This window comes from Leptolyngbya cf. ectocarpi LEGE 11479 (assembly GCF_015207065.1).
Taxonomy (GTDB): domain Bacteria; phylum Cyanobacteriota; class Cyanobacteriia; order Phormidesmidales; family Phormidesmidaceae; genus Leptothoe; species Leptothoe ectocarpi.
Genome location: NZ_JADEXP010000233.1, coordinates 1 through 10,395, shown reverse-complemented (window position 1 = coordinate 10,395; position 10,395 = coordinate 1). Strand labels below are relative to the sequence as shown.

Genomic DNA, 10,395 nt, shown 5'->3' with positions numbered 1-10,395 from the left:
CCTTTAACCTGCTGCTGGGGATCGCCCTGGGGGTGGATCAGTTTGATGTTTCAGTGACCATTGCCCAGTTTTTGGTTTTTACCGGTATTGGTGTCAGTGTGGGAGCACTGATTGGGTTTGGTATTTCCTTTTTGACCCAGCGATTTGACCTGCCGCTGGTGGAGCAGTCGCTAACGCTGGTGTCCGCCTATGGTACCTACATCGTGGCGGAAGAACTGGGGGGCTCGGGGGTAATCGCGGTGGTAACCACGGCGCTGATTTTGGGTAATTTTGGTTCGCGCATTGGCATGAACCCCAGAACTCGGCTGGTGGTGTCGGAGTTTTGGGAGTTTCTGGCCTTTTTTGTCAACTCCATTGTATTTTTGCTGATTGGCGATCAGGTGCAGTTCAGCAGTTTGAGCACCTATATAGACTCCATTGGGATTGCGATCGCAACCATGCTCCTGGCCCGGCTGATCAGCGTCTTTGGCCTCAGCTTCTTTAGCAACATGGTCACCCCCGACAATGAAGACATCAGCTGGCAAGGTCAAACCGTGCTGTGGTGGGGAGGGCTGCGCGGGTCCGTCTCGGTGGCCCTGGCCCTGAGTGTACCTGCCGCTCTGGCCGAGCGAGAAGAAATCATCGCCATCGTCTTTGGCGTCATGTTATTCACCCTGCTGGTACAGGGCCTGACCGCCAAGCCGCTGCTAGAGGTGCTCAACCTACTGGGAGATCAGCAGCCCCTGCGACAAAAATATATGCAAGGTATTGCCCGTCGGGTAGCGCTCAACCGAGTCATTAACCGGGTCAAAGAACTGATGGAACGTCAGGAAGTCGATGACGAATTTGGGCGCTATCAGCTGGCCCTGGTACAAGGGCAAGTAGACAAGCTGCAGGAGGAAATGCAAGCCATGCAAGTCAGCAATCCCGATCTGCAAGAATTTGCCGCCGAGCAAATCAGAGAAGAGCTGCTGGCCATTGAATCCGACACCTACGCCGAGTTTATTCGAGCCGGGCAGCTAAAAAATGAACTGGCTCCCTTATTACAGGATGTATTGGTAGATTAGGGGGAATTGAGGTGGCTACGGGGTATTTAAAGTCCATCCTTAACCCGCTTGGCGAGGCCCCGTCCGTCATACCTCTACATACTTGAGGAACCCATAGCTCCCATTTGTCATCTCAATGTTGTGTCGGGGAAAATTATAAGTACCCTTAAATTTAATCACTTAAATTTTTATTGAGTCAGGATTACAGGAATTGAACTTTGTATATGGTGCTGGCGCAGGGGTGCTGAGAATGGTTTGCACGGTACTCTATGGGGCCATGCCTTAAACTAAATACCGACTTAGCTTAGCTAACAGAGTCGGTTCTCATGCCTGTAACGGCATGAATACTATCCAGCCAGTTTGTTCTAGGAGTTTTTATGAAAGCGTTTGTGACTGGCAGTACCGGTCTGCTCGGTAGCAATCTGACCCGTTTGCTACTCGATCAAGGGTTTGAGGTCATAGCGCTAACGCGTGAATTGACTAAAGCCAGTAAGTTACTAGGGGAGCATCCAAGTCTCAAAGTTATTCAGGGAGATTTACAGGAAGTTGGTGACTTTGCCCACTACTTGAAGGGCTGCGATGTCCTGTTTCACACGGCCTCCTATTTTCGCGAATCCTTTGACTATGGCAATCATTGGGAGCAGCTAAAAGCCATTAATGTAGATGCCACCATCCATCTACTCGAAGCCGCCGAAAAAGCGGGGATTTCTAAGGTGATATACACAAGCAGTGCCTGTGGCTGCGTGGGCATTATCCGGGGCGGGGCTCCCAGTAACGAGTCCACACCGTTCCAAGAATTTAACTATAAAAATCCTTATTTTAAAAGTAAGTTGATGGCGGAAGAAGCCATTTCTAATTTTCTAAAGTCCCATGATTTACCGGTCGTATTGATTTTACCGGCGGGCATGCTTGGGCCAAACGATGCCGCTCCGACAGAATTAGGGCGCTTTATTCTGAACTTTTTAAAAGGGAATGCTCCCCTGGTGCCGAGCGGTGGTTTTCCCATTGTGGATGCCCGTGATGTAGCCATGGCTATGCTTTCTGCCGTCTATTCGGGACAACCCAATGAACGCTATTTGGTGACCGGTGGCTATTACTCGGTCAGCGAAATTATGCATAACCTTTCTGAGGTCAGCGGTCAGCCTATTCCCAGCAAAAAGCTCCCCCGATTTGCTGTGCGGCTGTGGGCCTTGTTCCAAAACTTGCTAGGGCGACTCCAGGGCAAGAAACCATTTCTCCACAGTCACATGGTCAGAATCATGTTGTCGAGACAGTGGTTTGATGCGTCTAAAGCGTCCCAGGGCCTAAAAACCACCTATCGCCCGTTTAAAGACACGATTAAAGATACGGTGCAGTGGTATCAACAAAATGGGTATATGCGTCAGGACTCCTAGCCGTTGGAAAACCTTGACCCCACGATCTTTACCTCCTGTACATAGATACCCCAAAAAGTTTGCCGAGGCATTATGTAAGAGTCTTTGGATAGTCCGGTAGAAATGCAGAACACCGGGAAGATAAGGCAAGATGAAAGCTGCTATGTCGGTTGGAGGCGTTATCGATGGCACCTATCAAAAGCTGTGCGATCTTGATCGTCGGGGGTCTGCTGGCCAGCGGGTCCGCTGGCTGGGCACAGATAGTCCCTAACGGTGCTAACACCACCGTTACCGATGTCAACGGTAACCAGCAGATTACAGGGGGCACCCCCTCCAACGATGGTGAGAATCTGTTCCATAGTTTTGAGCAGTTTGGCCTGACGGCTACAGAAGCAGCCACCTTTGTAACGCAGCCTAATGTGGTGAATGTGGTGGGGCGGATCAACGGCGGTAGCCCGTCGGTGATTAATGGGCAGCTGGGTCTGACCGGCAGTAATGCCAATTTATTTTTGTTAAATCCGGTGGGCGTAGTCTTTGGCCCAGACGCAACACTGGCACTGCCGGGGAATCTGAGTGTTTCGACCGCCGATGGGTTAGCCTTTGCTGACGGTACCTTGGACGTGATCGGCACCCCCGACTATGCCAGCCTGGTGGGTAGCCCCACCGGATTAGTATTTCGGCTTAATCGCTCAGGCTCGGTGATCAACACAGCGGATCTGAGCCTAGGCGAGAATAGCAGCCTGACGCTGGCGGGGGGGACAGCGGTATCGACAGGGACGGTGTCAGCTGGAGAGGTTGCGATCGCAGCCGTCCCACAGGAGCAACTCATTCGTCTTAGCCCCACCGGTTCACTCCTGAGCTATGACATAGCCCCCAGCGGTGCCCCCAGCGGCCTATCTCCCCTGACATTGCCAGAACTCTTGACCGGTGCTGGGGATACCGTCAACAGTCTGCAGCTAGGTGCCGACGGCACCATCCAGCTAGTCAATGGGGCGCTAACCCTGCCAGACACACCTGGTACCACCCTGGTTAACGGTACCCTGAGCGCCAATCAGATTACCCTGCTGGGCGATACCGTTGCTGTCGCCAACAGTTTGCTGGATGCCAGCAGTGCCAATGGAGGAGGCACTATCCGCATCGGTGGTAGTTACCAGGGACAAGGCCCCTTGCCCAATGCTCAGCTCACCTACGTCAGCGCTGACTCAGTGGTCGATGCCAGCGCCACGGTCAACGGTGACGGCGGAGAGATTATCGTCTGGAGCGATCAGACCACCCATGCCCTGGGACAGTTTTTAGTGCGCGGCGGTGCTAACGGCGGTGATGGGGGTCTAGTAGAAACCAGTGGCCTTAGGGGGCTGACCCTGGGCGATAGTCCCGATCTTTCTGCCCCGTTGGGCACAGCAGGCACATGGCTGATCGACCCGTTTGACGTGAGAATCGTGGGCGGGGAAGTTTTTGAAGGCTTTGATCCGGCCAATCCCTTTGTCGCCATATCATCCCCGGCCTTGGTCAGTGCCTTTATTATCGAAGATGCCCTCAACAGTGGCGGCACCGTCAGGGTCACGACTGGCGACGGCGGTACCGAAACTGGCAATATCTCCCTAGAAACCGATTTCACCTTTGCTAACGGAGAAGAAGCCACCCTCTCGCTTGAGGCGGCGGGCAGCATTTTTATCAATGGGTCCATCACACCTGAGACCCAGACAGGACCGTTAAATATTAATTTGGCGGCGGACACCGACAATACTGGCAACGGTCAGGTGGTGTTTGACGTGCAAGTTGACGGCGAACCCTCCTCTGGTGTGATTAACACCGCCGGGGGCAATCTGACGGTGACCGCCAACAGTACTAACCTAACCGGTGTAGCCGACCCGACCGCCATTATCGTAGCGGCTGACAATGTTATTACCACGGAAGAAAGTAGCGGTTTGGGCGGCACAGCGACAGGGGCAGTCAGTTTTACCGGCACTGCCAGCGGTAGCCCCGGTATCCGTGTAAACAGCGGCGCTAGGATCAATGCCGATGGAGACCTTACCCTTGTTGGCCAAAGCGACAGCGATACGGCAGTAGTTGTAGAGGGCGGTATTTTCAGCGATGGTGGTCTGCTCACCGTCAACGGAACTAGCAATACTGCCAACACCGGCATTGTTATCACTGAAGATATTTTTGGTGGGGGCGGGATTACCCTCACTAGCAACCGGGATATCGAAGTCAGTTCTTTGATTGCTGATGACAACATTACGGTGACAACACCACAATTTTTTAGAGCCTCAGGCAGTTTTGAAATTAGAAACTCAGAAACCGGAGAGATAGAACAGCTTGCCAGTGTTGTTAGTCGCAAAGGCCAGGTTACCATCACCCACGGTGGCAATGGGGCAACCCCGTTTGAAATAGGAAGTGATGCCACCAATGGGACAGCTAATGCCATTGTGGCCACAAACGATGAGATAGCTCCTGTCCAATCGTTTCTAGAAAGTGTGGTGCAAGGAGATATTTCGATTTTGACTGGAGAGCTGCCTGTAGACCCAGATCCGGACCCGGACCCGGACCCGGACCCGGACCCAGATCCGGACCCAGATTTTCCGGATGTGGATGACTGTGAAGCGGACTGCATTACCCCCACCCCCCGCCCTGATCTAACCGGGACGGAAGACCCCAGCAATCCACTCACCGTTGATCCACAGCTGATTCCAGGAGCAGAGGGTGCCATCCTGCGCAATGAAGACAACTATACCGATGAGTTTCGCGCTTATCTCAACCTAGAAGAGGACGAACATCCCAAACCCGATTTGCCCCAGCTGCAGCTTGAGCTATCAAGAATTGCGGAGGAAACCGGAGAACCGCCCGCCATTGTCTATGTTTCGTTTGTGCCCAATGATTTGAACAATCCCATTGCCCAGGCTAAGGCGGAATCCACCATCCAACCCACCGATGTTTTAGAGATCGTGGTGGTTACACCGGAAGGGACACCCATTCTAAAAACGTTGTCGGTACAAAATGAGCAGGTGCTCAAAACTGCTCAGCAGTTCCGCAATAACGTGACCAATCGGGGGCGAGTGCGTACCCGGACATACCTCAGTTCGGCTCAAGAATTGCATTCCTGGCTGATTGAGCCCATTGAGGCCGAGCTGCTCAGTCGGGGGATTACCAGTTTGGCCTTTGTGATGCCACCGGGGTTGCGATCGCTCCCCGTCTCCGCCCTTCACGATGGCGACCGGTTTCTGATTGAGCGCTACAGCGTGGGTCTAATGCCCAGCGTCAGCCTGACGGATATGCGCTATGTGGATGTGCGCGACACAGAAGTGTTGGCCATGGGGGCGTCTGATTTTCAAGACCAGCCGGAGCTACCCGCTGTGCCTATTGAGCTGAGCACCATTGCTGAAGAACTCTGGCCCGGTGATTTTGTCATCAATGAAACCTTTACCCCCGATTCTCTGGTGGCCAACCGCGCCCGCAAACCCTATGGCATCGTCCACCTGGCCACCCACGGTGAGTTTAAGGCGGGTAGCCTCAACAACTCCTATATCCAGTTTTGGGATCAGCGCTTGAGCCTAGACCAGGTGCGGCAGCTCGGTCTTAATAATCCGCCCGTAGAACTGATGGTGCTCAGTGCCTGTCGCACTGCCCTAGGCAATGTGGAAGCTGAGCTGGGCTTTGCCGGCTTTGCGGTACAAGCCGGGGTAAAAACCGCTATGGCTAGCCTATGGAAAGTAGACGACGTGGGCACGGCGGGACTGATGACCCAGTTTTACACCAGTCTCCAAACCGAACCCATTAAAGCAGAAGCGCTGCGGCAAGCGCAGCTAGCCATGCTCAATGGCGAAATTCGAGTGGAAAGTGGCCAGCTCATCTGGTCAGGCGGCACCCTGGAACTGCCGCCTACGCTGGCTGACATTGATAGCAGCTTATTTTCCCATCCTTATTTTTGGGCTTCGTTCACCACCATTGGTAGTCCTTGGTAATCCGATGGACAGCTGATTTGAGCTGGGTAGCGTACTATAATTAGCTGGGTTTGATGCGGGAGTACCACCGCACATCAGATTTCGCACTTTTAGGAGGTATTGCAGGTATGGAACGCTTTCGATCACTGGCGCGCTCGGTTATGGCAGTCTTCTTGGTTGCGATCGCAACCCTACTCGTCAGCTGTAGTTCTGGCAATAAGGCCGCCGCACCACCAACTTACTCTGCCGCTCAGATCGCTCAGATCACCATCTATGCCGACCGCATTCAAACGTCAAAAGACCGGTTGCCTGAGCTAGCGGGCTACGTTCGTGAAAGAAACTGGGTCAATATCGACAACTTTATCCACGGTCCCTTGGGTACCCTCAGAGAACAGATGAACCGCCTAGCCTATCAGCTGTTGCCATCTGATAAAGCTGAGGCCCTAGCCCTGTCCGATAAAATTTCGAGCGATCTCGAAGCCATGAGTACTGCCGTCAGTGCCTATGATGGCAGTCGCACCAATGCAGCCTATATTCGCTTTGCCAAAGATTTGAGCACTCTGCTCAATCTTGTACCAACAGCAGACCAACCAGCGGCATAGGCTATAAATAAACCACCTTATCTATCTAGAACCCGCTAGATATCGTTTAGCCAGTACACATGACACGAATTGCTATTGTTGGTTGTGGGATTATCGGCGCTACCCTAGCCTATGAACTAAGTCGCCACAGTCATTTAGACATTCATGTCATCGATCAAGGCAATCCCGCCCAAGGCTCTACCCAAGCAGCCTTGGGCGTTTTAATGGGAATTATTAGCCATAAAATCAAAGGCCGTAACTGGCGATTGCGCCGCGATAGCATCGAGCGCTATAAAACCTTAATTCCTGAATTAGAGGCCACGCTGGGGTATCCCATTCCCCACATTCAAGGGCTGCTGAGCTTATGTTTTGACCCAGAACAGATCCCCCGCTGGCAGTCGCTACAGGCCAAGCGCGCAACCCAGGGATATCCCTTAGAAATTTGGTCCCCAGATCAGCTCCGTCAGCGCTGCCCCCAGATTGACGCGCAGACGATCAGCGCTGCCATTTATTCTCCCCAGGATGGTCAGGTACATCCCCAACAGTTGACCCTGGCCCTAGTGGAAGCCGCCCAACGCCGAGGCGTCACCCCCCACTGGCAAAGCCCTGTTTTAGGCCTCAATAAGCGCTCTGGTTGTTGCTCTCAGCTGCAGCTGCCCGAAGAAACCCTCGATGTTGACTGGGTGATCCTATCAGCCGGTCTGGACTCAGCCGACTTGAGCCAACTGGGGACAGAACCACTACCCATGATTCCGGTGCTGGGACAAGCCATGGAAATCGAGCTAGATCAGCCCCTGGGGCAGGATGATTTTCAACCCGTAATCAGCGGTTATGACGTCCATTTAGTGTCCTTAGGGCAAAATCGCTATTGGCTGGGAGCCACGGTCGAATTTCCCCCCGGTGGCGAAGCCGTGGAGCTACCGTTGGATGTGGAGCTAGTACCCGACCCAGAGCGACTAGAGCAGATGCGCCAGCTAGCCATTCGCTACTGTCCAGCCATCGCCGAGGCTCAGATTGTACGGCAGTGGAGCGGTCTACGTCCTCGGCCCCAGGGTCAAGGGGCACCGGTCATCAAGCCCTTAGCCGGGTATGAGAATGTGATTTTAGCCACAGGCCACTACCGTAATGGTGTTTTATTGGCACCGGGAACAGCCATGACTGTGGCAGAGCTGCTGGGCTTAACGACAACCGTTGAAGACACGGTGGAAGCTGCAGAAAACCCATAGGCTCGACTTTTTATCCCAATGGGCAGTAACGAAGGTTAGTCACAATAACCCTTCACCGCGTCCATGAGAATGGCACCACAGAAATCTGTCTCGTGAGTTGTCACGTTGTACAAACGGGCGTTGCGTAAATTGGCCCCTTGGAGATTAGCATGGTTGAGATTAACAGACTCCAAATGTGCCCATCTGAGATCGGCATTACTCAAATCGGCACCTGATAAATCAGCTTCCCGAATACGCACTCCTTTTAACCGACAGCCAGCGCAATGTTTGGTGACCCGCAAGGCGACTACCCTCAGAGGTGCTTCAGCCTGGAGCAGCACCAATAGGATAATTGTCATGCTCAATACCCGCAGTAGCTTCATCGCTTGCCCATAATTCTCAGATATGCGATTTTAGCTAGTATTAGCAGGGATTTCAAGCTCTAAGCCTTGAATTATGAACGTTAATAAAGGGCTCCCAAGTTTCCAAGCACATGTACCGTGTTCGATCCGCTCCTGCGTAGGGTTAGGCGTCAAGGCCAGGGGCTTTATCCGTGTCCGCTTAAATATTTTTAATCCAAATCGCCCCCTCGTTCGTATTAATAGTCAAATAGGTAACTATTGATTGATATGAGGAGGTTCACGTTGGACATCAAGGCTTGGTGTATAGAGCGCTTGCTTTGTGGTGGTTTGTCTAATTTAAATACAAAACATTCGACAAGTGCTAAAAATTAAAGTCATCCAAGTTTAACTATTATTCGTATCCATAACTGACAATCAATTGTATTCGTATCCAGCTTTATGCATACGTGAAAATCTCACGTATGGGATTGCCATTGAAAAGCAATTGTTTGTTTATTTTTTGTGCTCTACCTAAAAAAGAATATTTGAAACAACACTTATGACCGTCTAATAAAGGCATTTAAGTGTGTCAACATCCTCTCACTCTAGATTCCAAAAACATTTTTTCATGGTTTCTGGAATCCAAACAACATAAATGGAAGTAATCTTCTGCGTGGCTCTTTAAGGACCTAAATACCTCTAAAGAGTGTACCAATTTATTTAAGCCAAACTCAATTTCAAGCCTGAGAGTTTTCTTCGAAGAAGACGCTGGTTTTGATGTGGTTAAGGTTCAAGTATTTATAGCCCACAACAATTCACAACAGAAATACCATGACAGTTCAACCTAAATACCACTGGCAGTTTAATGAGAGACAAGGAACAACAACTGTAGATACTGTCAATAGTGTTCAATCACGCCTTTTTAAGTCTGCATTGAAGGGACATGGCCGCATTGGCAATGCTATTCATTTACTCAGCAAAGATTCCCATGTCAATTTAGGTAAAGAGGTTGGTCAATTCGGCACCAGCGACTTTACTGTGGCGTTTGGCATGCGAACTATCAGTACCCATGGAGACAACGAATTAGATGTCATCGGCGACCAAGCGATGAAAGGACATGGTAATTTTTTCTCCGTGCGGCTATCTGATAGAAAAATATTTTTCCATGTCGATGAAAATAGCAAGGCCAAGCATTATGTGAAAGTTGCGACTAAGCGTCTATCAATGGCATCCAATAGAACCTGGTTTCATGTAGCCGTTGTGAGAAAAGGACGCACAATCAAGATCTACATTGATGGGGTACTCGCAGCGGAAGCCACATCAAAAACAGGTGTGGCTAACATTAACAACAACGCCGATGTGAAGCTGGGGCATTCAAGACGGGGGACTCCGAACGCCCAATACGAAGACCTGCGCATCTACCACACAGCTCTCAGCGATGCCGAGATTCAGGCCCTGGTTCCACCCGCGAATCCACCATTGCGCGAAGGTGAAATTGAACTGGTGGGTACCGATAACGCCGCTGTCATTCTGACTCAAAATGTTGAGGATCTATCCCATTTTTCCAGTAGCTTTAAGCAGCTGCGGGTGGGTAACAATACCGGCATTACCTTATACCAGCAAAATAATTTTGGGGGAATCGCTCAAAAGTGTTATGCAAACCTGCCAGATATGCGCCTTACACGCTTAAAGAGCTTTCCAAAGTCGATCCGTATTTGGTCAACCGTTAGCGAACCATTTACTGGCAAGTGGATGATCAAAGCGCCTAACGGTCAATTTTTGAGCCTGGGTAAGAATAGACTCACCACAGCGCCACAGCAGGGATTAAACGAGCTTTTCAAATTTCACTACAATCTACAGCAAGCTCGGCCGCAGCTTATTCCCGGTGCCGACCGGGAAAATGCGCTCTTCGCCCTATCTGCGGTGGAG

At 51.4% G+C, this 10,395-nt stretch carries 7 protein-coding genes; 6 read left to right on the top strand and 1 reads right to left on the bottom strand.

The features are described 5' to 3' along the window. From IQ260_RS20770 to IQ260_RS20750, 5 genes are all read left to right on the top strand, one after another. Positions 1–1,046, top strand: a 1,046-nt coding sequence (locus tag IQ260_RS20770; RefSeq protein ID WP_193995007.1) for a cation:proton antiporter, incomplete at its 5' end; no start/stop codon positions are given. 356 nt (positions 1,047–1,402) lie between these two features. Continuing rightward, on the top strand, positions 1,403–2,419 hold the full coding sequence (locus tag IQ260_RS20765) for an NAD-dependent epimerase/dehydratase family protein (RefSeq protein WP_193995006.1): 1,017 nt from the start codon (positions 1,403–1,405) through the stop codon (positions 2,417–2,419). A gap of 164 nt (positions 2,420–2,583) precedes the next feature. Next, entirely contained in the window at positions 2,584–6,360 is a 3,777-nt protein-coding gene (locus IQ260_RS20760; protein WP_193995005.1) for a CHAT domain-containing protein, read from the top strand. Positions 6,361–6,467: 107 nt separating this feature from the next. Beyond that, the gene (gene psbQ, locus IQ260_RS20755) at positions 6,468–6,941 is read left to right on the top strand and encodes a photosystem II protein PsbQ (protein WP_193995004.1); all 474 of its coding nucleotides are present in this window, start codon (positions 6,468–6,470) and stop codon (positions 6,939–6,941) included. A gap of 59 nt (positions 6,942–7,000) precedes the next feature. Next, complete coding sequence (locus tag IQ260_RS20750) at positions 7,001–8,146, top strand: NAD(P)/FAD-dependent oxidoreductase (RefSeq protein WP_193995003.1); 1,146 nt, start codon at positions 7,001–7,003, stop codon at positions 8,144–8,146. Positions 8,147–8,181: 35 nt separating this feature from the next. Here the strand turns inward: IQ260_RS20750 and IQ260_RS20745 are convergent, their stop codons facing one another. Next, positions 8,182–8,484 (bottom strand): pentapeptide repeat-containing protein, encoded by a 303-nt coding sequence (locus tag IQ260_RS20745; protein WP_228016311.1) that lies wholly within the window; start codon positions 8,482–8,484, stop codon positions 8,182–8,184. Positions 8,485–9,297: 813 nt separating this feature from the next. Here IQ260_RS20745 and IQ260_RS20740 point away from each other — a divergent pair. After that, on the top strand, positions 9,298–10,395 hold a 1,098-nt coding region (locus IQ260_RS20740), incomplete at its 3' end, for a LamG domain-containing protein (protein WP_193995001.1).